Annotated in this window: 20 protein-coding genes; 11 read left to right on the forward strand and 9 right to left on the reverse strand. The window is 73.7% G+C overall.

What is annotated here, in order from left to right; all coding sequences use genetic code 11:
• Positions 1-886: heparinase II/III domain-containing protein (locus ACWEQL_RS26185; protein WP_452152757.1), on the forward strand; the 886-nt coding region annotated here is incomplete at its 5' end.
• 94 nt (positions 887-980) lie between these two features.
• Here the strand turns inward: ACWEQL_RS26185 and ACWEQL_RS26190 are convergent.
• Positions 981-1,718 (reverse strand): sugar phosphate isomerase/epimerase family protein, encoded by a 738-nt coding sequence (locus ACWEQL_RS26190; RefSeq protein ID WP_452152758.1) that lies wholly within the window; start codon positions 1,716-1,718, stop codon positions 981-983.
• 103 nt (positions 1,719-1,821) lie between these two features.
• On the opposite strand from ACWEQL_RS26190, the gene ACWEQL_RS26195 reads away from it, so the two are divergent.
• Complete coding sequence (locus ACWEQL_RS26195; RefSeq protein WP_452152759.1) at positions 1,822-2,130, forward strand: hypothetical protein; 309 nt, start codon at positions 1,822-1,824, stop codon at positions 2,128-2,130.
• An 86-nt stretch (positions 2,131-2,216) separates the two neighbouring features.
• Here the strand turns inward: ACWEQL_RS26195 and ACWEQL_RS26200 are convergent, their stop codons facing one another.
• The 3 genes from ACWEQL_RS26200 to ACWEQL_RS26210 all read right to left on the reverse strand — a co-directional run bounded on the left by ACWEQL_RS26200 (position 2,217) and on the right by ACWEQL_RS26210 (position 4,857).
• Positions 2,217-2,666: a hypothetical protein gene (locus ACWEQL_RS26200; protein WP_452152760.1), complete on the reverse strand. Its 450-nt coding sequence runs from the start codon at positions 2,664-2,666 to the stop codon at positions 2,217-2,219.
• A 218-nt stretch (positions 2,667-2,884) separates the two neighbouring features.
• On the reverse strand, positions 2,885-3,598 hold the full coding sequence (locus tag ACWEQL_RS26205; RefSeq protein WP_452152761.1) for a ribonuclease H family protein: 714 nt from the start codon (positions 3,596-3,598) through the stop codon (positions 2,885-2,887).
• A gap of 131 nt (positions 3,599-3,729) precedes the next feature.
• On the reverse strand, positions 3,730-4,857 hold the full coding sequence (locus tag ACWEQL_RS26210) for an NADH:flavin oxidoreductase (RefSeq protein WP_452152762.1): 1,128 nt from the start codon (positions 4,855-4,857) through the stop codon (positions 3,730-3,732).
• A gap of 196 nt (positions 4,858-5,053) precedes the next feature.
• On the opposite strand from ACWEQL_RS26210, the gene ACWEQL_RS26215 reads away from it, so the two are divergent.
• Entirely contained in the window at positions 5,054-5,671 is a 618-nt protein-coding gene (locus tag ACWEQL_RS26215) for a DinB family protein (RefSeq protein WP_452152763.1), read from the forward strand.
• Between the two features lie 92 nt (positions 5,672-5,763).
• Here the strand turns inward: ACWEQL_RS26215 and ACWEQL_RS26220 are convergent, their stop codons facing one another.
• Positions 5,764-6,309, reverse strand: a complete 546-nt coding sequence (locus ACWEQL_RS26220) for an RICIN domain-containing protein (RefSeq protein ID WP_452152764.1) — start codon at positions 6,307-6,309, stop codon at positions 5,764-5,766.
• Between ACWEQL_RS26220 and ACWEQL_RS26225 the strand changes: the two genes are divergently transcribed.
• Positions 6,260-6,766, forward strand: a complete 507-nt coding sequence (locus ACWEQL_RS26225; protein WP_452152780.1) for an RICIN domain-containing protein — start codon at positions 6,260-6,262, stop codon at positions 6,764-6,766. The genes ACWEQL_RS26220 and ACWEQL_RS26225 overlap by 50 nt on opposite strands.
• Before the next feature lie 160 nt (positions 6,767-6,926).
• Here the strand turns inward: ACWEQL_RS26225 and ACWEQL_RS26230 are convergent, their stop codons facing one another.
• The gene (locus ACWEQL_RS26230) at positions 6,927-9,191 is read right to left on the reverse strand and encodes a glycoside hydrolase family 97 catalytic domain-containing protein (protein WP_452152765.1); all 2,265 of its coding nucleotides are present in this window, start codon (positions 9,189-9,191) and stop codon (positions 6,927-6,929) included.
• A 540-nt stretch (positions 9,192-9,731) separates the two neighbouring features.
• On the opposite strand from ACWEQL_RS26230, the gene ACWEQL_RS26235 reads away from it, so the two are divergent.
• A complete protein-coding gene (locus ACWEQL_RS26235) occupies positions 9,732-11,246 on the forward strand; it encodes a hypothetical protein (protein ID WP_452152766.1) in 1,515 nt (504 codons plus the stop codon).
• A 50-nt stretch (positions 11,247-11,296) separates the two neighbouring features.
• Here the strand turns inward: ACWEQL_RS26235 and tatC are convergent, their stop codons facing one another.
• The 3 genes from tatC to ACWEQL_RS26250 all read right to left on the reverse strand — a co-directional run bounded on the left by tatC (position 11,297) and on the right by ACWEQL_RS26250 (position 14,825).
• Positions 11,297-12,226: a twin-arginine translocase subunit TatC gene (gene tatC / locus ACWEQL_RS26240; RefSeq protein ID WP_452152767.1), complete on the reverse strand. Its 930-nt coding sequence runs from the start codon at positions 12,224-12,226 to the stop codon at positions 11,297-11,299.
• A gap of 145 nt (positions 12,227-12,371) precedes the next feature.
• Entirely contained in the window at positions 12,372-13,856 is a 1,485-nt protein-coding gene (locus ACWEQL_RS26245; protein ID WP_452152768.1) for a hypothetical protein, read from the reverse strand.
• A gap of 276 nt (positions 13,857-14,132) precedes the next feature.
• Positions 14,133-14,825 (reverse strand): FadR/GntR family transcriptional regulator, encoded by a 693-nt coding sequence (locus ACWEQL_RS26250; RefSeq protein ID WP_452152769.1) that lies wholly within the window; start codon positions 14,823-14,825, stop codon positions 14,133-14,135.
• Between the two features lie 360 nt (positions 14,826-15,185).
• On the opposite strand from ACWEQL_RS26250, the gene ACWEQL_RS26255 reads away from it, so the two are divergent.
• From ACWEQL_RS26255 to ACWEQL_RS26280, 6 genes are all read left to right on the forward strand, one after another.
• Entirely contained in the window at positions 15,186-16,493 is a 1,308-nt protein-coding gene (locus ACWEQL_RS26255; protein ID WP_452152770.1) for an enolase C-terminal domain-like protein, read from the forward strand.
• A 58-nt stretch (positions 16,494-16,551) separates the two neighbouring features.
• On the forward strand, positions 16,552-17,499 hold the full coding sequence (locus tag ACWEQL_RS26260) for an aldo/keto reductase (RefSeq protein ID WP_452152771.1): 948 nt from the start codon (positions 16,552-16,554) through the stop codon (positions 17,497-17,499).
• On the forward strand, positions 17,496-18,350 hold the full coding sequence (locus tag ACWEQL_RS26265) for an amidohydrolase family protein (RefSeq protein ID WP_452152772.1): 855 nt from the start codon (positions 17,496-17,498) through the stop codon (positions 18,348-18,350). The genes ACWEQL_RS26260 and ACWEQL_RS26265 overlap by 4 nt, the downstream gene beginning before the upstream one ends.
• A gap of 16 nt (positions 18,351-18,366) precedes the next feature.
• A complete protein-coding gene (locus tag ACWEQL_RS26270; RefSeq protein ID WP_452152773.1) occupies positions 18,367-19,407 on the forward strand; it encodes a zinc-dependent alcohol dehydrogenase in 1,041 nt (346 codons plus the stop codon).
• Positions 19,404-20,198: an SDR family oxidoreductase gene (locus ACWEQL_RS26275; RefSeq protein ID WP_452152774.1), complete on the forward strand. Its 795-nt coding sequence runs from the start codon at positions 19,404-19,406 to the stop codon at positions 20,196-20,198. Before ACWEQL_RS26270 ends, ACWEQL_RS26275 begins: the two co-directional genes overlap by 4 nt.
• A gap of 92 nt (positions 20,199-20,290) precedes the next feature.
• Positions 20,291-22,543, forward strand: coding sequence for a glycosyl hydrolase family 95 catalytic domain-containing protein (locus tag ACWEQL_RS26280; protein ID WP_452152775.1), 2,253 nt, complete (start codon positions 20,291-20,293; stop codon positions 22,541-22,543).
• Positions 22,544-22,576: the final 33 nt, after the last annotated feature.

Below are 22,576 nucleotides of genomic sequence, written 5' to 3' on the forward strand. Positions count from 1 at the left end.
CACCGCCGCCGAGGCGCACGCCGCGGCCCGGCGCCGGCCCGGAGCACCCCTCGCCCGCGAGGACGGCGGACTCGGGCGCCTGCTGCGCGCCCTGACCGATCCCGTGTGGAACGGCGCGCCGCCGGCCGTCTCGCCCCTGCCGCGGGACGTCTGGCTGCCCTCGACGCAGGTGTTCCTGGCGCGCCGCACCGAGGGAACCACGGCCGGCCTCGCCCTCGCCGTCAAGGGCGGACACAACGGGGAGCACCACAACCACAACGACGTCGGCAGCGTCATCGTGGCGCTCGACGGCGTACCGGTGGTCGTCGACCCGGGCCGCCCGACCTACACGGCCCGGACCTTCGGCCCCGACCGGTACGACATCTGGACCATGCGGAGCACCTGGCACAGCGTGCCGTGGATCCGCGACACCGCCCAGGCACCCGGCCGGCAGTACGCCGCGCGCGACGTCCGGGTCCGCGCCGGCGACGACGAGGCCGCCCTGACGCTCGACATCGCCGGCGCCTACCCCCGGGCCGACCTGGTGAGCTGGCGGCGCGAGGCCCGCCTCGACCGCCGCGACGGCCGCGTCGCCGTCAGCGACACGTGGACGATGCGGCCGAGCCCGGAGCCGCTTGCGACCCGCGTGCACCTGATCCTGGCCGGCACGGTGGAGACCGGGCCGGGCCACGCCGTCGTCACCGCCCTCGACGGCGCCGGAACCGTCCGGATCACCTGGGAGCCCGCCGACCTGCCGTGCTCCACGACGGAGCGGCGGCTCGACGACCCGATGCTCGGCGACGTCTGGGGCGAGCGGCTCACCCGTCTGGAGATCGACGTCAGCCCGCTGGGTCCGGTCGGCAGCCTCCGCTGGACCCTGGAGGAGGAGGCGCCGACGGCGTCGTGAGTCGCAACCCCTGCCGGTGCCCCGCCGTCCTCGTGACCGGCGGGGCACCGGCCTTTCGGCGTTCGGCGGGGGTGGTGTGCGAGGACCGTCGTGGTCAGACCCGCCCGGCGACCCAGCCGAGTGCGCCGGGCAGGATCCGCTCCACAGGGGCGACGTCCGGGTACCACGTCCGCTCCCACTCCAGCGACACATAGCCGCCGAAGCCGTCGAGCAACCGGCGCGCGGCGGCCAGCGGGACGGCGCCCGTCCCGAGCGGGACGGGCGTGGTGTCGGCGGCGGAGACGGCGTCCTTGATCTGGACGCCCACCAGGCGGTCCCCGAGGTGCCGCAGGGTCTCGGCGGGATCCTCGCCGTGCCGCCAGGGGTGCAGCAGGTCCCAGATCGCGCCCGCGTGCGGGGCGCGGTCCAGCAGCGCCGCGACGGCCGAACCGGTGGGCAGGGCGTCGTGCGTCTCGACCAGGACCATCGGCCCCTCGTCCGCGACCGCGGCCAGTCTGCGCGCCCCCGCGTCGAGGTCGTCGCCGCCGGGGAACACCCGGACGTGGCCCGCCCCGAGGTCCCGGGCGAGCCGAAGGTCGGCGCGCAGTGCCTCGATCACCGGCGCGTCGTCGCCGGGCGCGCAGATCCGGACGTACCCCGAGAGGCAGAACGCGGAGAGGGACCCCAGGGTCCGGACGGCCTCGGCCCGCTGGGCGGGGTCGAGGCCGGCGTGCACACCGGTGTCGGGGTGCAGGCGCAGCTCCAGCCCGTCCAGGCCGAAGTGCCGGGCGAGGCCGACCGATTCGGCCAGGGACGAGCCCGGGGTGCCGAGTGTGCTGAGGGCCAGTCGCATCCGTGTCTCCCGGGCCGGCGGCGGACGTGTTGTCGACGGTGCCCGCCCGTGGGGGTGGCGGGCACCTGGGGCCAGCCTAGCGGAAAGCGCTTACCATCAAGTGGTGGAGGCCACCGTGCCGGTGGCGACCCGCGTCAACGACAGCGGCAGCGCGATCGGTCGGAGCGGGTTCGACCTGAGCTCCGACCGGGGCAGGGGCGACCTCGGCGACGCCGTCCACGCCGCCTCGGCGAACGGCTCCGAGGCCACGTACCGGTTCACCGGCGGCTTCGTGCAGGTCCTCGGCGAACTCTCCACCGGCCGGGGCGCGATCGGGGTCACCATCGACGGCGGCACCCAGCGGGTGGTGGACACCGGCCCGGCCGACGGCCGGGCCGGGCGAACGTCCCGGTGTTCACCGCGACCGGGCTGAGCCGTCGGTACCGTCTCCGCACGACCGTCCGGTCCTGCGGGGACGGCGCCGGGACGGGGCCGGCAGCGCCGACCTGGCCGGGTCGGTCACGGGCAGGCCCAGCAGTAGAGACGCTGCCGCCGGGCCACGGCACGGCGGGCCAGGGCGGCGAGGTCGTTCAGGAACTCGGCGAGCTCGTCCACCTCGGGGGGTGAGGCGAACACGTCGGACACCGACCAGCCGACGGCGACGTCCCCGAGCAGTTCGGTGTCGAAGGTGGCGATCGAGTCACGGAGGGAGTCGGTGAGCGAGACGCTCACCACCTCGCCGTCGCCCGCCACGGCGATCGGACGGCAGTGGCGGCGGTCGGCCGTGAGGTCCTCCGTGTAGCGGCCGGTGAGCAGTGATTCGGCGGGTAGCAGGTAGACGGTCGGGTCGATGCCCTTGACCACGAGCTCGTCGTAGCCGGCTCCGTCGGGCCCTTCGTCGTCGCGCACGATCGCGGCGGCGGCGTGTTCGTCATCGGCGGCGGCGTAGTAGCCGTAGAGAACTGCCATGAGGCCGATGATGGCACCCGGCACTGACATCGACGCCGGTACCCGGGCTCCGGTGGCCGCGACCCGGGAGGTGTCCCTCCGCCGCGAGGGACCGCCGCCCGTCGCGATGCGGTTCGTACCCTGGCGGCGTCCCGCCCGGTGGGATCCGGGCGGGCGACGAGGAGGCCCGTCGCCCCCGGTGGGCCAGGTCTTTCCGCAGGTTTCCAGAACGCCCGCGGTCAGGCGTGCGCCTCCGCGCACTGCGGGTGGCCCCAGCTGGCGCCGACCTTGGTGATCTTGTCGCCCTTGGTGTACGGGCGGCTGCACGGGCACGTCCCGGGGAAGCGCGCGGACAGGGTCCGCGAGCCGCCCGAGGTCCTGCGCTTCGCCGTCGAGCCCGAGGCGGACGTCGAGGCGGTGGAGGAGACCGTCGGTCGGCCGCCGCGCGGAGCCGGGCCCGTGACCGGGTCCGGGACGGGGAGGTCGGCCGCCGTCCCGCCGGCGTCCTGCTGGGTGCGGGCGGCGTCACTCGCGGCCTTGTCGGCGATGGCGTTCAGCGGATCGCCGTCCACCCGGTGGGCCGCGACGTACACGAAGGTGACGTCGCGCCCCTCCAGGAGCGCGTCGATGCTCTGGATCAGCTCGCGGTTGGCCACCGGCTTGCCGGCGGCGGTCTTCCAGCCGTTGCGCTTCCAGCCCACCAGCCACTTGGTCACCGCGTCGCGGGTGTACGTGCTGTCCAGGCGGACCTCCAGCGGCACGGCGGGGTCGGTCGCGCCCAGCAGCTCGCGCAGCGCCGTCAACTCGCCCACGTTGTTGGTGTTGTGCCCGAGCGCCCCGGCCTGCCAGCGCTGCGGGACCCCGGCGCCGTCCGCGACGACGTAGGCCCATCCCGCCGGACCCGGGTTGCCCTTGGCTGCTCCGTCACACGCTGCGATGACTCGTTCGACCATGCGTCGATCATGCCAGGTCGCAGGCGCCCGGCGGGAATCGTCGGACCGGTCCAGGGGGCGCGGACCGACGCCGCGGTCCGCGCCCGCCGACGGACGACGAGGTCGCCCGTCCCCTTGGACGGGCCCGAGGGTCAGGAGAGGGTGCGCAGCGCGGACGCCTCGTACGGCCGCAGGTCCTCGAACCGGCCGCTGAGGACCTTCTCGGCCCACTGCGGGTCCTGGAGCAGGGCGCGGCCGATGGCGACCATGTCGAACTCGTCGCGCTCCAGGCGGTCGAGGAGGTCCTCGATACCCCGGACCGGCGCGCCCTCGCCCATGAAGCCGCGGATGAAGTCGCCGTCGAGGCCGACCGAGCCGACGGTGATGGTCGGTCGGCCGGTGATCTTCTTGGTCCAGCCCGCCAGGTTGAGGTCCGACCCGTCGAACTCCGGGAGCCAGTAGCGGCGGGTCGAGGCGTGGAAGGCGTCGACGCCGGCCGCGGCGAGCGGGGCCAGGAGGGCCTCCAGCTCCTGCGGGGTCTCGGCGAGCCTCGCGCGGTAGGCCTCCTGCTTCCACTGCGAGTAGCGGAAGATCACCGGGAAGTCGGACGGGACGCTCGCGCGGACCGCGGCCACGATCTCGGCGGCGAACCTGGTGCGGGCGACCGGGTCGCCGCCGTAGGCGTCGGTGCGGCGGTTGGTCCCCTCCCACAGGAACTGGTCGAGGAGGTAGCCGTGCGCGCCGTGCAGTTCGACGCCGTCGAAGCCGATGCGCGCGGCCGCGGCGGCGGCCTCGGCGAACGCGCCGATGACGTCGTCCAGGTCCTCGCGGGTCATCGCCCGGCCGCTGCCCTCCGTGCCGTCGAGGCGCAGACCGGACGGGCCGACGGCGGGGGCGTCGGCGAAGGGCGGCTGACCCTGCTGGCGGACCATGCCGATGTGCCAGAGCTGCGGGACGATCCGGCCGCCCGCCGCGTGGACGGCCTCGGCGACCTGCGCCCACCCCGCGAGCTGCTCCTCACCGTGGAAGCGTGGCACGCGGTCGCTCTGGCCGGCCGACGCGTGGCCGACGTAGGTGCCCTCGGTGACGATGAGCCCCACGCCCGCGGCCGCGCGGCGGGCGTAGTACGACCGCACGTCCTCGCCGGGCACGCCGCCGGGGGAGAACTCCCGCGTCATGGGGGCCATCACGATGCGGTTGGGGACGGTCAGGCCGTTCAGCGTGACGGGCCGGGAGAGGACCTCGGCCGCGCGGGAGGCGGGGGACGCAGTGGTGGTCATGGGTGTGTTCCCTCGGGGGACGGGGCGGCATGCGCACGCACATGCAGAGGCTGAAAGTTTGATGACATCAACTGTTTCGGACCTCACTCTATTTCGCCCGCCCGCCCGCCCGTGCTGTGACCTGGGACACATTCCCGGCCCCGCGCCCGGGGCGGATCCGGGGCGGCCGTCGGTGCCGGGTGGCAGGATGCCGGGCATGACGCTGCCAAGCCCCAAGGGCGACCTCCTCCGCTACCTCCAGGAGGCCCGTGACGCGGTGCTGTGGAAGCTGGAGGGGCTCGGCGAGTACGACGCCCGCCGCCCGCTCACCCCGACCGGTACCAACCTGCTGGGCCTGGTCAAGCACCTTGCCGGGGTGGAGCTCGGGTACTTCGGCGACACCTTCGGGCGGCCTTTCTTCCACGGCGACCCGCCGCCGTGGTGGTACACCCGGACCGACGATCCCACCGCGGACATGTGGGCGACCGCGGAGGAGTCGCGCGAGGAGATCACCCGGCTGTACCGGGCGGCGTGGCGCCACTCCGACCGGACGGTCGAGGAGCTGGACCTGGACGCCACCGGCCGGGTCCCGTGGTGGCCGGTGGAGCGTCAGGAGGTGACGCTCCACCACGTCCTGGTGCGGATCACCGCCGAGACCCAGCGGCACGCCGGCCACGCCGACATCCTGCGCGAGCTCCTCGACGGCTCCACCGGACGCTCCGCCACCGACGTCCTCCCGGGCGGTGCGGACCCGGACCACTGGGACGAGCACCGCGCCCGCCTCGAACGGGCCGCCCGCGAGGCCGCCGCGGACGACGGGCCCGGCCCGGCCTGACGCCCCGCCCGCGCGGCGCCTTCTCGTACGGATCGGGTGGGGCCCTCGGCCGTCGGCCGACGTCGGGCAGGGGTGCGGCGGCGATCCGTGGTTCACCGGCCGGTGGGCCGGGCGGCGTCGTCCAGCGTCCAGCGGAAGGAGAGGCTGTTGTAGTAGTTCCCGCTCTGGGTGAGGGTCTCTCCCGGCCCCCCGGGGTCGGGCCAGTGCGTGACGCCCAGCCAGCGCCCGCTGCCCTGGTTGACCACCGGGTGGGGGCGGCCGTCGGTGACGGCCCGCCAGGACTGGTCCGGCGAGGCCGCGGCGCAGTCCTCCTGGAGCACCGGCGCCTGGTCCGAGGACCGGCCGCCGTTGCCGAGGCAGAGCCCGGTGGCGGCGTTCCTGATCCGGGCGCCGTCGCGGTCGGGCAGCAGCTGCCAGAGCTGCTCGGGCCGGTCCTGGCAGAGCTGGAGGGTGACGGCGCGGCCCGGCCCGGCCTGCGCGCAGAGCGAGGTACGGGCGTTGACGAGCCGGTGCCCGCCGGTGGACGCGACCCTGGTCGGCCGGGCCGACGGGCAGTGCCTGACGGCGGGCGGCGACGGAACCTCGGTGGTGCAGCGGCCCTGCGGGCCCGGCGACTCCCAGCTCTGGCGGCGCGCCATCGGCCCGGACGGCTATCTGACGATCCGTCACCTCGCGAGCGGGAAGTGCCTGTCCATGCCCGCCGAGGGCGCCCCAGCGCTCGCCGAGTGCAAGCCGGGCGACGCCCACCAGGAGTGGTGGATGCCCTCGGCACGGGCCGCCGACCGGGTGTACGGCAACCTGCGCAGCCGGGCCACCAAGGAGGTGGTGAGGCTGCGCGGGGACGGCAAGCAGGAGAACGCCCCGGCCCAGCGGGCCGCCGCGGGCAACACCCCGGCGGCGCAGTTCCGGGTGGTTCCCGCCACCGTCGCTCCGGCTGCGAGCCCCGGTGCGGCCGGTAGCCCCGCGCCCAACACCCCGGCGCCCGAGAGCTCCGCGCTGCCCGAGGACCTCGGTGCTCCCGAGGTGACCCCCGAGGAGGAGAGCGACACCGAGCCCGACGCCACCCCGGCGCCGGGTGAGGACGCCGGCGAGTAACCGCCACCTCCCGCACCGCCGTCCCGGCGGGCGGACCGGCCCCCCACCCGGCCCGCCCGCCGCGGACCACCCCGGCGATGCCGGGCCCCGCCCGTTCCCTCGGCGCGGCGGACACGGGCCGGCGACGGACCCCGCCGGGCCCGCCGCCGGTGATCACGGGTCAGGACACCGTGAACAGCTGCCGCGCGGAGCCGTCGAACGGCCGCTGCTCGAACTGACCGCCCTGGGCCGCCGCGGCCGTCAGGTAGAGGCCGCTGTAGCGGTTGGCGAAGCGGATCCTCCCGTTGCCGGCGTCCTCGGCCAGCCACTCGTCGTTGGTCTTCTCCCCGGCCGCGTACGCGCACTGGACGACCTTGGCGCCGGCGTCGCGCGAGGCGCCCAGCACGACCACGTCCTCGCCGCTGCCCCGGTTGACGATACGCACGTACCCGTCGCCGAGGGGCTTGAGCTCGAAGCTGCGGGCGTCGCTGCCGTCGCCCGGGGCCCGGACCACCGGGACGTTGCAGCCGGTGACACCACCCTCGACGGCGAGCGCGTCGGTGCCGCCCGTCACCGTGACGGTGCGGTGGCCGGTCGGCAGCGTGGCCACCCGGGTGAGCCTGACGACGTGTCCGCCGCGGGCGACGGCCGGCACGCTCAGGGTGTCGCCGGCCCGGATCACGCGGCTGGTGCGGACCAGGCCGTCGGTGCCGTCGGTGGTGATCTCGGCGTGCCAGGTGCCGCCGCCGAGGAACGTGGTCGGGTACTCGACGGTCCCGGCGCCGCCACCGGTGATCGCGCCGACGAACCAGCGGTCACCGTTGCGCCGTGCGATCACCGAGCCGGCGACCGGGTCGCCCTGGACGAACCGGGTCTCGTCCCACACGGTCGGCAGCTGCCGCATCCACCGCTGCGCCTCGGGCCGGGCCCGGTAGTCGGAGACCTTGCCGCCGGGGAGCATCAGGGCGCTCTCGTAGAGGACGCCGAGGGCGAGCTCTGCCGCGTCGCTGTCGGGGTTGGCGCGCTGGAAGCTCATCGGCGAGTAGTCGGCCGCGCCGAGCGCGCCCCGGGTGAAGGGGACGGCGGTGACGTGGCCGATGGTGCGGCCGGTGCTGTACTCCTCGCCGCGGACGGCCTCCGTGGTCAGCACGTGCGGCCAGGTGCGGTTCACGCCGACGGGCAGCCGGGCGCCGTGCAGGTCGACCATCAGTCTGTGCTCGGCGGCGTCCGCGAGGGCGGCGTCGTACCACTGGTGGCGCACCCGGGACTCGGAGCCCATGAAGTCCATCTTGACCCCGACGACGCCCCACCGGTTGAGCCTGGTGAACTCGGCGTCGCGCTCGGCCGCCGTGTCGAGGTCCTGCCAGTGGTACCAGAGCATGATCCCCACGCCGCGGGCCTGCGCGTACGAGACCAGCTGGGGCATCCAGGTGACGCCCTTCCAGCCGTCGTCGACCAGCAGGTAGGGCCAGCCCTGCGAGGAGGCGTAGTCGGCCCAGGCCTTGAGCCTGGTCAGGTCCGACTGGGTGGCCTTCCCGCCGTCGAACCAGGGCCAGGCGGCGATGCCGGGCCGGATCCACGAGGTGTCGGCCACCTTGGACGCCGGCGCCACGTCGTCCTCCAGCGTCGACTCCACGACGGTCGCGGTGGTGCCGATGGCGGCGACCCGCCAGGGCGTGGTGAAAGCGGTGGTCCGGACGACCTGCGCGTCCGCGAGCTTCACCGTGAAGCGGCCGGTGCCCTGGGCGTGGGTGAAGCGCCCGCCGGAGTAGCCGCCGTCGACGCCGGACTCGGAGAGCAGGACCCGGGCGCCGTCGGGGAGTTGGCCGAACAGGCTCATGTCGTACTCGCCGGTGGCCACCGCGGACACCGCCGAGGTGCTGTACAGCTGCTCGTGGGCGGTGGAGAAGGTCTCGCGGCTCAGCCGGGCGTCGGTCGGGAGCTCGAAGGAGGTGGTCTCGCGCAACACCGTTGCCCCGCCCGGGAGTTCGTAGCGCAGCGCCATGCCGTCCGGGGAGGTCCGCACGTGCACGGTGATCCGCTCGGTGCCCTTGGCGAAGACCAGCCGGGTCTCGGTCGCGGTGCGGGTGCGGGTGCGGGAGTTGCCGGTCGTGGTGGTGTAGGTCTCGTTGACGGTCCTGTCGGACCGGCTGACGAAGTCCAGGCCGGTGCTGAAGTCGGTGGTGCCCGTGACCAGCCCGACAGGTGCCTGGCTCAGGACCTGCCGGCAGTCCCAGGTGGCGCCGAGGGTGGGCGTACCGGCGACGTCCAGCGCGACCGTGGCGCGCACGCCGTCGCAGCCCGTCGGGGTGGCGCCGGGCTGGACCGAGGTCCAACTGCCCGGCGTCGCGGCCGAGGCCGGGGAGGCGGTGGCCGTACCGAGGGTGGCCGTCAGGGCGAGCAGGGTGGCTGCGACCGTGAGGTCGCGTCGGGCGGTGCGGTTCATGGGGGTCCCTTTCGTCTGGTTCCCGGCAGGCGAAGGCGGCGCGGTGGCCCGGGGTGGCGGGCAGGGGTGGGCACCGGGGCGGCCGGCTGCGGGGGGCGGTGCGGGATCCGGAGGGCGGCCGCGCCGTGGGCGGGGCGGGGGCGGGCGCTCCGGGCGGTCCGCCGGGCGTCGGCGGACTGAGGGGCCGACAGATCTGAGGCCCGGATCGGACAGGATGGAACGTAAAGCAACAGTCAAGTGGGCGTCAATCCCCTAGGGCCGATCAGGTTTCAACATGCCGGGGTGTGCGGCAGGGGTGATCGGCGGAGTGGCCGACGGGAAATGGCGCGTCACACCTCTGGCGGTCTCTTCGTATATCGCATACCTTGAGCCCTTGCGAGGACGCCCCCGACCCCGGGCCGCTGGGCGGCCGCCCGGAGCCGGAGCGGGTCGCCGCGTCGTCTCCGTGCCGCGCCGGTCACCGGCGCAGGCCCCCACGGCGGGACGGCGACCGTCCCCGAGTCCTCCGCGTCATCCCCCACCCATCGAGGAGAGCCACCCATGCAAGGACCCGAACCGAGCCGCGTCAGCCGCAGAACCCTGCTGCGCGGTGCGGCCGTCGGCGGAGCCGCCATGGCCGCCGCGCCGCTGCTCGACCTCCCCGCCGCGCGCGCCTCGGGCCTCGACTCCGGCGACTACACGATCCGCTACGACAACGGCGCCCGTCAGACGATCAAGGGCCTGGGCTTCGAGATCCAGTCCGACTCCATCGGCTCGGGCAACAACGGCATGCCCGACCTGGTCAGCGGAGTCCCGTACGACCTGACGCCCGCGGAGCGGACCCGCTTCTACCAGCAGCTGCTGAGGATCCGCTCCGACCGGGGCTTCCGCTACTGCCGCCTCGCCCTCGGCCTCTACCACCGGGGGGTGACCGCCGACGGCAAGCGGTTCGTGGACCGCTACGAGAACCAGACCGCGCTGCTCGGCGAGATGATCCGCGAGGCCGGGATCGAGGGGGTCGCGGCCGAGTACTGGTCCCCGGCTCCCGCATGGAAGATCAACAACAACCTGGTGGGCACGAACGCGGACAAGACGGCCAAGTACGGGCTCGCCTCCTTCGCCCCGGCGGACCTCGACGCGATGGGCGAGGCGATGGTCGCCGACCTCGACCACCTCGCCGCCCGCGGGATCCCGATCAGCATGTGGGGCCTGCAGAACGAACCCGACGCGTACACGGCCTACTCCTCCTGCTTCTACGACGCCCCCCAGTACCTCGCGGCGTTCAAGGCGGTCGCGCCGAAGATCCGCGCCAAGTACCCGAACGTGATGATCCACGCCGACAGCCGCGGCGGCTGGAGCGGCGAGCGCGGCAAGGCGCTCATCGCCGACCAGCAGGCGCTGCGCTACGTCGACGCGTGGACCTACCACCGGGTCGGCACCTACGCCGACGAGCAGGCCACCGGCGACTACACCTCGGGCGCGCTCGGCCGGCCGGTCTTCAACAACGAGTTCGAGTACCTGCACCCGACCAGTTCGTTCAACCGGACGATCAACACCGCCCACTCGATCATGAACTGGATGACCTTCCAGAACTCGCCCACGTGGTTCTGGCTCCACGCTCTCAAGCCCACCACCAACTCCGAGTCCAAGGGCTACTCGCTCGGCTTCTGGCGCCCCCCGCACGACACCGACTTCAGCCGGTACGGCCACATCAAGGCCGGCCACTGGGACTTCAACCCGGAGAACTGGAACGCCGTCTCGGGCTTCGTCCGCTACATGCCGTGGGACTCCGTGCGTCACCACGTCGAGGAACCCGTCCACACCGACGGCAGCCCGTACAAGGACCACCGGATCATGGCCTGGAAGACCCCTACGGGCAAGCAGGTCTTCGTGATCACCAATCGGTCGTCCAACACCCCGTTCACGTACACCGTGGACACCCGGACCGCCGCGTCCTTCCAGGGCCACCGGTTCGGGCCGACCACTGACAACCAGACGCTGAACACCCGGACGGGCCCGGTGCTCACGCTGACCGTCCCGCCGCTGTCCGTCGAGTTCTGGGTCCGTACCTCCTGACCCCCGCCGGACGCCCCGGGTGCGTGCCTGTACCCGGGGCGTCCGCGCGATCAGGTGATGTCGTCGACGGGTTGGGCCGGGGCCGGGGGCGTGGGGGGCGTTCCGACCGGCTCCACGGCGGCGATCGGCTGCACCGTGAGGTCCACCTCGGAGGCGTCCTCGTCGCTCAGCCCGAGGTCGGGGTTGCGGCGGGCCCTGCGCCTGTCGTTGACGATCGCGATGCCCGCCGCGAGGAAGTACAGCGCCCAGAGCGGGGCGGCCAGCGCGAGCATGCTCAGCGGGTCGGCGCTGGGCGTGGCGAAGGCGGCGAAGACCGTGATGCCCATGACCATGGCACGCCACCAGCCGAGCAGGCGCCTGCCGGAGACGATGCCGACCATGTTCAGCATCACCAGCAGCAGCGGGAACTCGAAGGCGAACCCGAAGACCAGCACCAGGCGGGTGGCGATGTCGAAGTAGTCCTCGGGCGGCAGGATCGGGGTGGTGCCGTCGGGCGTGAACGAGATCAGCACCTGCACGGTCATCGGCAGCAGCAGCATCGCCAGGCCGACCCCTGCGAGGAACAGCGGCGCGCCGGCGAGCATGAAGATGACGGTGTACTTGCGTTCGTGCCTGTGCAGGCCGGGCGCGATGAAGGCCCACAGCTGGTAGAGCCAGACCGGGACGGTCGCGACCACGCCGGCCGTCAGGGCGACCTTGAGCATCCAGGTGAAGCCCGCGGTCAGACCGATGTTGGAGACCTGTGCGCAGCGGCCCTCGGTGGAGACGATGGTCGCCGGGGTGCACTGCGGCAGGGGCTTCAGCAGGAACGCCTCGATCTGCCTGTGGTAGATCAGCGCGACGATCGTGAACACCACGATCGCCAGGACCGACTTGACCACGCGGTTACGCAGTTCCCGCAGATGGTCGGCGAGGGCCATCCGCCCCGCAGGATCGGTGGGCGCCTTCGTGCTCCTCGGCGCCTTGGAGAGCAGGCTCATCCCCGGTCCTCATTTCGTGCGTGGGGCTCGCCGGGTGGGGTGTGGACGGGTGGGGCCCTCGGCGTGCCGGCCGGCACCGCGTGCGACGCGGTGCCGGCCGGGTTCGGGCGTCGGCGAGGTCCCACCCGCTGGTCGGCGCCCGGTCTCAGGGGGTGCGGATCCAGAACTCGACGGACAGCGGCGGGACGGTGATCTCCAGCGTGGGGCCGGTCTTGGCGCCGAGGTTCTGGTTGTTGGTGGCGGGGCCGTAGCGGTTGCCCTGGAAGGCGGCGGCGGTCTGGGTGTCCACGGTGTAGGTGAACGCCTCGGTGGCGGAGCGGTTGGTGATGGCGAAGACGGGCTTTCCGGTGGGGGTCTTCCAGGCCATGATGCGGTGCTCGGCGTAGTACGAGCCGTCGGTGTGGCGGGGCTCGTCGACGCCGTAGCGCACCGAGTCCCAGGGCATGTACTTCACGAAGCCCGAGACGGCGTTCCAGTTGCGGGGGTTGAAGTCCCAGTGGCCGACCTGGATCTGCGGGTGGTGGCTGAAGTCGGTGTCGCTCGGGGGCCGCCAGAAGCCGAGGCCGTACTTCTCGGACTCGGAGTTGCTGGTGGGCTTGAGGGCGTGCAGCCACCACCAGGTGGGGGAGTTCTGGAAGGTCATCCAGTTCATGATCGACTGGGCGGTGTTGATGCAGCGCCAGTCGGACATGGCACCGGTGAGGTACTCGAACTCGTTGTTGAAGACGGGCTTGCCACCGGCGCCGGAGGTGAAGCTCTCGGTGATCTGCTGGGTGCTGTCCTCACCGATCCGGTGGAAGCTCCACCCGTCGATCAGGGCCATCGCCTCGGGGGAGCCGCTGAGGGCCTGGCCGATGCTTTCCTTCCAGCCGTACTGGCTCTCCGCGTGGATCTTCACGCCCGGGTAGGCCGCCTTGATCTTGGGGGCGACGGCCTTGAAGGCGGCCAGGTACTGGGCGGGCTCGTACTTGCAGGACGAGTAGTCGGTTTCGAACCGGGGCTCGTTCTGCAGGCCCCAGTAGGAGATCTTCAGGCCCCGGTCGGACAGGTACTTCAGGTCGTCGACCAGGGCGTCGCCGAAGGCGGCGAGGTCGATGTTCGCGGCGAGGCTGCCCTTGATGAGGTTGTTGTTGGTCTTCCAGCCGGGGGCGGGGGACCAGTACTCGACGGCCAGGCCCTCGACGTTGGCCTGGGTCATCATCTCGGCGAGCAGGGCGGTCTGCCCGTTGTAGCGGTCGATGAACCGCTTGCCGTCGGCGGTCAGGCCCCGGTGGTAGAGGCCCATGGCGAGTCGGCAGTAGCGGAAGCCCCGGTCGCTGCGGCCCGCCTTCAGCATCTGCTGGTAGAAGCGGGTGCGCTCGCTCGCGGTCAGGTCGTAGGGCACGCCGTTGACCTCTGTCGGCATGCCGTTGTTGCCCGAGCCGATGGAGTCGGACTGGATTTCGAAGCCGAGGCCGGCGATGGTCTGCTTGGCGGCCTGGTCGAAGCGGATCGTGTAGCTGCCCGTGGTGATGCCGGCGGCCTGGGCGCTGGCCAGGCTCACGATCTGGGGCAGGGACGCGGCGGCGCCGGCCGCGAGCATGCCGCGCAGCACGGATCTGCGGCCGACGGGCTGGGAGAAACCGGTCATGGGAGCCTCCATGGGTGGGGGAGGGTGTGAGGGTGTGGGCCGCCGTGGCGGGGACGCTCGGCGGGCGGCCCGGCTGCGACGGTGGCGATGACCGTATTCGATATACGAAAATTCCACCAGTGTTCTCGCGAGGATCTTCGGTGTGGCGTGTGGCGTGGGGGTTGGGGCTCGAAGGTGCCTGATGTCGGGCGCGGGTATTCGATATACTAAAGGGCGACGTCCGGGTCGGCCTGTCGAGGTGCCGCGCCCGTCGGCACCGCCCGGTGCTGCCCGTCGCTACCCGGCGGCTTTGGCCGCCAGGTGCGCGCGCAGCCAGTCCTCGGTGGTGGTGACGTGCATCAGGGCCGCGGCCTGGGCGAGCGGGGCCTCCCGGGCGGCGAGTGCCCGGTAGATGGCCTCGTGCTCGGCGATCGCCTGGTCGGCGGCGTCGCCGTCGACGAGCCCGCGCCAGATGCGGGCGCCCAGGGTGCGGTTGGAGATGCCCTCCAGCAGGGAGGTCAGGGTCTCGTTGCCGGTCGCGGCGATGACGGCGCCGTGGAAGGCGGCGTCGTGCAGGTTGAGACGCTCGGGGTCGTCCCGCGCGTCGCGCATGGCGTCGAGGTGGCGGGCGAGCTCGGCGAGGTCCGCGTCGCCGATCCTGGTCGCCGCGAGACCGGTGGCCGCCGGCTCGAACAGCCGGCGTACCTCGGTGAGCTCCAACAGGGTGTCACCGCTGAGGAGTTCGACCGCGGCGGCCAGGTTCTCCAGCAGGAGGCCGGGTGCCAGGCTGGTCACGTACGTGCCGTCGCCGCGGCGGATTTCGAGGACCCGTGACACCACGAGCGCCTTGACGGCCTCGCGGAGGAGGTTGCGCGAGATGCCGATCTCGGCCGCGAGCTGCGGCTCGGGGGGCAGCTTGGCGCCGGGCGGCAGTTCGCCGGACCGGATCAGTTCGCGGATCCGGGCGATGGCCATGTCGGTCAGTGGCATCCGGTGGGTCCTCGGCGGTCGGTGGGCGGGACTCCGGGTGGGGGGCGGGCCGGCTCCCCCCGGGTGGGTGCGGCCCAGCATAGGCAGACATCCCATCACATGGATACCTCTGCATCCGGACCAGTGTCCGACGATTCATCAACTCCGGCTCTTATCTGCCACTTCGTGATTTTCTTGCCCCGGGGTCTGGACAGGGCGGGTCTGCTTCCCCAACAGTTCATCCCATGTCTCGGCTGAGTGATGACGCCGATCGACAGCCGTTCCCGCATGCCTCCCGCATGCCCTTCTCCATCTCTCACCGCCTTCACGGCCTTCACCGCCTTCCGCCTGCCACCGCACCCGCCTGGAAGGGCTCTGCAGATGAACCGCATCATCGGGGTCGAAGCACTGGACGTGCGCTTCCCCACCTCCCGCGAACTCGACGGCTCCGACGCGCTCAACCCCGAACCGGACTACTCCGCCGCGTACGTGACCCTCCGCACCAGCACCGGTGAGGAGGGCCACGGCCTGGCGTTCACCGTGGGCCGCGGCAACGACGTCCAGGTCGCCGCCGTCCGGGCGCTCGCCCCGCTGGTGACCGGACTGCCGGTCGACGCCACCCTCGCCGACCTCGGCGCCTTCTCCCGACGCCTCACCGGCGACGGCCAACTGCGCTGGCTCGGGCCCGAGAAGGGCGCGATCCACATGGCCGCCGCCGCCGTCGTCAACGCCATGTGGGACCTCTACGGGCGGCGCGCCGGCAAGCCCGTCTGGCAGCTGCTCTCCGAGATGAGCCCCGAGGAGCTCGTCGGCCTGGTCGACTTCCGCTACCTGCGCGACGCGCTCACCCCGCAGGAGGCCCTGGAGATCCTGCGCCGCGCCGAACCCGGACGCGCGGAGCGCCGGCGCCACCTGCTGGAGCACGGCTACCCCGCCTACACCACCACGCCGGGCTGGCTCGGCTACGACGACGACAAGCTCGTCCGGCTCTGCGAGGAGGCGGTCGCGGCCGGCTTCACGCAGATCAAGCTCAAGGTCGGGCTCGACCCGGAACAGGACCTGCGCCGCCTGCGGCTGGCCCGCCGCGCCGTCGGGCCACACGTACGGATCGCGATCGACGCCAACCAGGCCTGGGGGGTGGCGCAGGCCATCGACCGGATGGAGCCGCTCAAGGAACTCGACCCGTACTGGATCGAGGAGCCGACCTCGCCGGACGACATCCTCGGCCACGCCCGGATCCGGGCCGCCGTCGCGCCCGTCAAGGTCGCCACCGGCGAGCACTGCCACAACCAGGTCATGTTCAAGCAGCTCCTCCAGGCCGGCGCGATCGACGTCCTCCAGCTCGACGCCAGCCGCGTCGCCGGGGTCACCGAGAACGTCGCCATCCTCCTGCTCGCCGCCAAGTTCGGCGTCCCGGTCTGCCCGCACGCCGGCGGCGTCGGTCTGTGCGAGATGGTTCAGCACCTGGCGATGTTCGACTACGTCGCCGTCAGCGGCAGCACCGAGGACCGGGTGATCGAGTACGTCGACCACCTCCACGAGCACTTCACCGTCCCGGTCCGCATCGAGCGGGGCCACTACGTCGCCCCCACGGTGCCCGGGCTCGGCGCCCAGCTGCACCCGGCCTCGGCGGCCGACCACCTGTACCCCGACGGCCCGGCCTGGTCCCGGCGGCCGGTCATCGCCTGACCCGGGCCGGAGCCCGTACCGACCCCGCCCGCCCGCACCCCCGGAGTCAGGACACCCGATGCGCTACCGCCGACTGGGCACCACCGACCTGATCGTCTCCGAACTCTCCTTCGGCGCCTCACCCCTGGGCGCGGTCTTCGGCCCCATCGCCGAACAGGACGGCATCGACGCCGTCCGCACCGCACTCGACCTGGGCGTCAACCTCTTCGACGTCGCCCCCTACTACGGCGACACCGCCGCCGAGTCCCTGCTCGGCCGGGCCCTGCGCGGCGTCGGCCGCGACAGCTACCTGCTGGCCACCAAGGTCGGCCGCTACGGCCGCGCCGACTTCGACTTCAGCGCCCCGCGGGTCCGGAGCAGCGTCACCGAGAGCCTGGCCCGCCTGGGCGCCGACCACCTCGACCTGATCCAGTGCCACGACATCGAGTTCGGCTCACCGGACCGGATCATCGAGGAGACCCTGCCCGCGCTGCGCCGGCTCCAGGACGAGGGGCTGGTCCGGTACGTCGGCATCACCGGGTACCCGCTGTCCGTCCTCGGCCACGTCGCCGGACACGCCCCGGTGGACACCGTGCTGTCCTACGGCCAGTACACGCTGCACGACCGGCGCCTGGGCGTCTGGGCGGCCCACTTCGAGGCCTGCGGTACGGGGATCGTCAACGCCTCCCCGCTGGCGATGGGCGCGCTCACCCGCCGCGGCGCCCCGGACTGGCACCCCGGCTCGGCCGAGCTGCGGGCCCGCTGCGCCGAGGCCGCCGACCTGTGCGAGGCCGCGGGCGGCGACCTCGCCAAACTCGCCCTGCAGTACTCCGTCCGGGCACCCGGCGCGGCCACCACCCTGGTCGGCACCGGTCACCCCGACACGGTCCGCCGCAACGTCGGCTGGCTCGCCGAGCCGATCGACGAGGAACTCCTCGCCCGGGTCGAGGCCTGTCTCGAACCGGTCCGCGACCAGGGCTGGGGCGCCGGTGCCGGACCCGACCGGCCCCGGCGGGAGCAGCCGTGATCATCGACGCGCACGTCCACCTGTGGGACCCGGGCCGCTTCGACTACCCGTGGCTCACCGAACCCGCGCTGCGGCGCGCCTTCGCGCCCGACGACCTCGCGTCCGCCGCCGGCGAACCGGTCGCCGCCGTGGTGGTGGAGGCCGGCCGACGGCCCGATCAGGCGGGGGCCGAGCTCGGCTGGGTGCGCGAACAGGCCGTCCAACGGCCGGAGTTGCTCGGCATGGTCGCGCACCTCTCCCTGGAACGGGACGAGAACCTGCCCGCCGACGTCCGCCGGCTCGCGGCCGACCCCTTCGTCGCCGGAGTCCGCCGCCTGCTCCAGGACGAACCCCCCGGCTTCACCACCCGTCCCGGCCTGCGCCGGGGTGTGGCCCTGCTCGGCGACGCGGGCCTGCCGTTCGACGCCTGCGTACGCGAACACCAGCTCGGCGAACTCGATGAGCTCGCGGCCGCCTGCCCACGGACCGCCATCGTCCTGGACCACCTCGGCAAGCCACGACCGGGCGTCCCCGACGACGGGAGCTGGCGGCGGGCGCTGCGCCGACTGGCCGCCCGGCCCAACGTCGTCTGCAAACTCTCCGGCCTCGCCACCGAGGCGCCCCACGGCCGGGCCACCCCCGGCCTGCTGCGCCCCTACCTGCGGACGGCCCTCGACCTCTTCGGTCCCGACCGCTGCCTGTACGGCAGCGACTGGCCGGTGATGACGCTCGCCACCCGCTACCGCGACTGGCTGGACCTCGTCCGTGCGGAGCTCTCCGCGCTCCCGGCCGCCGACAGGGCGGCCGTCCTCGGCGGCAACGCCCGGCGCGTCTACCGCCTGCCGGGCGATCACCCATCGACCACCCCCTGACCCACGGGAGTACCCCATGCACCAGGCGACCTACACCGGCGACCGGACCGTCACGGTCCGCCGCGCCGCACCCGTACCGCCCGGACCCGGGCAGGTCCGCATCGACGTCGCCTTCACCGGCATCTGCGGGACGGACCTGCACATCCTGCACGGCGCGATGGACGCCAGGGTCACCCGGCCCGCCGTCCTCGGCCACGAGATGTCCGGCCGGATCGCCGAGACCGGCGCCGGCGTCACCGGCTGGCGGGCCGGTGACCCGGTCACCGTGATGCCCACCGTCGCGTGCGGCGGCTGCCCCGCCTGCGAGGCGGGGCACGATCACCTCTGCCACCGCCTCGACTTCCTCGGCATCGACTCCGCCGGGGCCATGCAGAACAGCTGGACCGTGCCGGCGGAGCTCCTGGTCCGGCTCCCGGACGGGCTGCCGCTGGACCACGCCGCACTGGTCGAGCCCACCGCCGTCGCCGTCCACGACGTGGGCCGGGCCGGGCTCGCGCCCGGCGACTTCGCCGTGGTGGTCGGCGGCGGCCCGGTCGGCATCCTGATCGCTCTGGTGGCCCGCCGGGCCGGCGCCCAGGTCCTGCTGGTCGAGCCCGACGCGCACCGGCGCTCCGTCGCCGAGGGGCTCGGCCTCGCCTGCGCCGATCCGTCCGCCGTCGACGTGCCCGCCGAGGTCGCCGCCCGGACCGGTGGCGCGGGCGCCGCGGTGGCGTTCGAGGTCTCCGGTGCCACCGCCGGCCTGGCGGGCGCCGTCGGCTGCCTGCGCACCCGTGGCCGGCTGGTGCTGGTGGCGATCCACCCCGAGCCCCGCCCGCTGGACCTGCACCGCTTCTTCTGGCGCGAACTGACCCTGCTGGGCGCCCGGCTGTACCGGCGCGAGGACTTCGAGGAGGCGGCCCGGCTGATCGCCGCCGGGGACGTTCCCGCCGGCCGCCTCGTCTCCCGCACCGAACCGCTCGCCCGCGCGGGCGCCGCCTTCGCGGCCCTCGACGCCCGCTCCGGCGTGATGAAGGTCCTCGTCGACTGCCGGCCCGGCGAGGAGGGACTGCCCCGATGAGCACCGACACGCAACTCACTCATGCACACCGCGCCGCGTTCGACCTCACCGGCCGGCTCGCGGTGGTCACCGGCGCCCGCCGCGGCCTCGGACTGGCCATCGCCGAGGCACTGGCCGCCGCCGGCGCCGACGTCATCGCCGTCAGCGCCGGCATGGAGGCCTCCGGCAGCGAGGTCGCCCGCCGGGTCACCGCCCTCGGCCGGCAGTGCCGCACGCTGCGCGCGGACTTCGCCGACCGGGCCGCGGTCACCGCCCTCGGAGCCGAACTCGCCTCCCTGGAAAGGCCGGTGGACATCCTGGTCAACAACGCCGGCACGATCGCCCGGGCACCGGCGGCCGAGCACAGCGACGAGGACTGGGACCGCGTCCTCGCCGTCGACCTCAGCAGCCAGTTCGTCCTCACCCGCGCGGTCGGCCGGCGCATGCTGGAACGCGGCCACGGGAAGATCGTGTTCACCGCCTCGCTGCTCAGCTACCAGGGCGGCATCACGGTGCCCGGCTACGCCGCCGCCAAGTCCGGCATCGCCGGGCTCACCCGGGCCCTCGCCAACGAGTGGGCGCCGCACGGCGTCAACGTCAACGCGATCGTGCCCGGCTACGTCGCCACCGACAACACCCGGGCCCTGCGCGAGGACCCCGCCCGCAGCGCGGCGATCCTCGACCGCATCCCGGCCGGCCGCTGGGCCCGGCCGCAGGACATCGCCGGTGCGGCGGTCTTCCTCGCCGCGCCCGCCTCCGACTACGTCCACGGCACCCTGCTGCCGGTGGACGGCGGCTGGCTGGGCCGGTGACCGCCGCCGGGGCCCACCGGGCCGACGCCACGCCCGTACCCGCCCGTCCCGTACCGACCGATGCCGCACCCGCCGAACCGAGCGGAGACCCCGTGCCCAGCCCCCGACCAACACCCGCCGACCACCCCGTATCCGCCGACCGGCTCGTCACCGCCGTCGACTGGGCCGACCTCCTCGCCGGCTTCGACCCCGTCTGGCGGACCGTGCCCACCGGCTTCCACGACGGCCCCTTCCTGGGCAACGGCGGCCTCGCCGCCTCCGTGCGCCGCCCCGACGGCGACGGCCGGCTCCGCCTCGTCCTCGGCGACAGCCGGGTCCGCGACCACCAGGACGTCGGCGGCCCGCTCTGGGGCGGCACCCGCCTGCCGATCGGCCACCTCACCCTGCGGACCGCCGGCGAGGTCACCGGCGTGGACCTGCGCCTGTCCCTCCGGGACGCCGAACTCACCGGCACCGTCACCACGACCCACGGGACGGTGCACCTCACCGCCTTCGTCCACGCCGAGCGCGACCTGCTCGTCGTCCGCTGCCACCCGCAGGACGGCGACGAGCGGATCGCCTGGACCTTCACCCCCGCGCCGGCCACGCCTCCCCGCGAGGCGTTCTACCCCGAGCAGCGCCCGGCCGATCTTCAGGACAACCCTCCGCCCCTGCTCACCGCGGACCCCTCCGGCGGCAGCTGCGTCCAGGACCTCGCCTGCGGCGGCCGCACCGAGACCCGCTGGCGCACCACCACCGGGCCGGACGGCACCACCCTGCACTGCACGGTCGCCCACAGCGCCCACGACCGCACGGCGAGCCGCACCGCGGCCACCACCCTGGACGAGGCCGGACGGACGCACGCCGACCGGCTCACCGCCACCCACCGGGACTGGTGGCACGCCTACTACCCGCACAGCTTCCTCTCCGTCCCCGACCGCCGCCTCCAGGGCTTCTACTGGATCCAGCTCTACAAACTGGCCTGCGCCACCCGCGCCGACCGCCCCGTCCTGGCCACCCACGGCCCCTGGCTGGAGCACACCCCCTGGCCCGCCGCCTGGTGGAACCTCAACGTCCAGCTGGAGTACTGGCCGATCCACGCCGCCGACCACCCGGAACTCGACTCGCTGCGCACCGCGCTGGAGAACGGCACGCCCGGCCTGCTGGCCTCCACCCCCGAGCCCTACCGCGGCGACTCCCTGGCCATCGGCCGCTCCAGCCAGGACGACCTGCGCAGCGAGCCGGCCGGTGTCCCCGGGCGGTCCGAGCCCCTGCCCGAGGTCGGCAACCTCACCTGGGCGCTGCACAACGCCTGGCTCTCCTACCGGCACACCATGGACGAGCCCTTCCTGCACGACACCCTGCTCCCGCTGCTGCACCGGGCCGTCCGCTACTACCTGCACTTCCTCACCGAGGACGACGACGGCGTCCTGCACCTGCCCGCCACCTACTCCCCGGAGTACGGGACCACCGCCGACTGCAACTACGACCTCGCCCTGCTGCACTGGGGCTGCCGCACCCTGCTGGACGCGACCGCCCGGCTGGGCATCACCGACCCGCTGGCCGGCACCTGGCAGCACGTCCTCGACCACCTCACCGCCCCGCCCCAGGACCCCGACGAGGGCCTGTGGATCGGCCGGGACCTGCGGCTGACCGACTCCCACCGGCACTACTCGCACCTGCTCTGGTTCCACCCGCTGCACCAGCTCGACCTCACCCGCCCCGCCAACCGCGCCCTGCTGCGGCGCAGCCTGCAGCACTGGCTGGGCATGCCGGAAGAGCTCCGGGGCTACAGCTTCACCGGCGCCGCCACCATGTACGCCCTGCTCGGCGACGGCACGGAGGCGCTGCGCCGGCTCGACGAACTGCTCGACCACCACGTCCAGCCGAACACCATGTACGCCGAGACCGGACCGGTCGTCGAGACGCCGCTGTCCGCGGCGCAGAGCCTGCACGACATGCTGCTGCAGAGCTGGGGCGGCGTGCTGCGGATCCTCCCGGCCGTCCCGGACGGCTGGGCCGACGTCACCGTGCACGACCTGGTCGCCGAGGGGGCCTTCCGGATCAGCGCCTGCCGCCGCGGCGGCGCCACCCGCTGGATCCGCGTCCGCAGCGGCGCGGGTGAGCCCTGTCTGGTCGCCCCGGGCCGCCTCACCGGGCCGCCCGAGGTGCGCCCGCTGGACGGCCTGCCCGGACCGAAGGAGTGGCGCACCCGCCCCGACGGCCTGCTGGAGATCGCCCTGCCCGCCGGCGCCGAGTGCCTGATCACCGCTGTCGGCGACCGCCCCGACCTCACGGTCGGGCCCGTGGCCGCCCCGGGCGTCCACCGCTGGGGCCTGCCCGCGGACGAGGCCGCCCCCTGCTGACGAGCCCCGCGCACCCCCACCACCTCCACCTCA

Source organism: Kitasatospora sp. NPDC004240 (genome assembly GCF_053603215.1).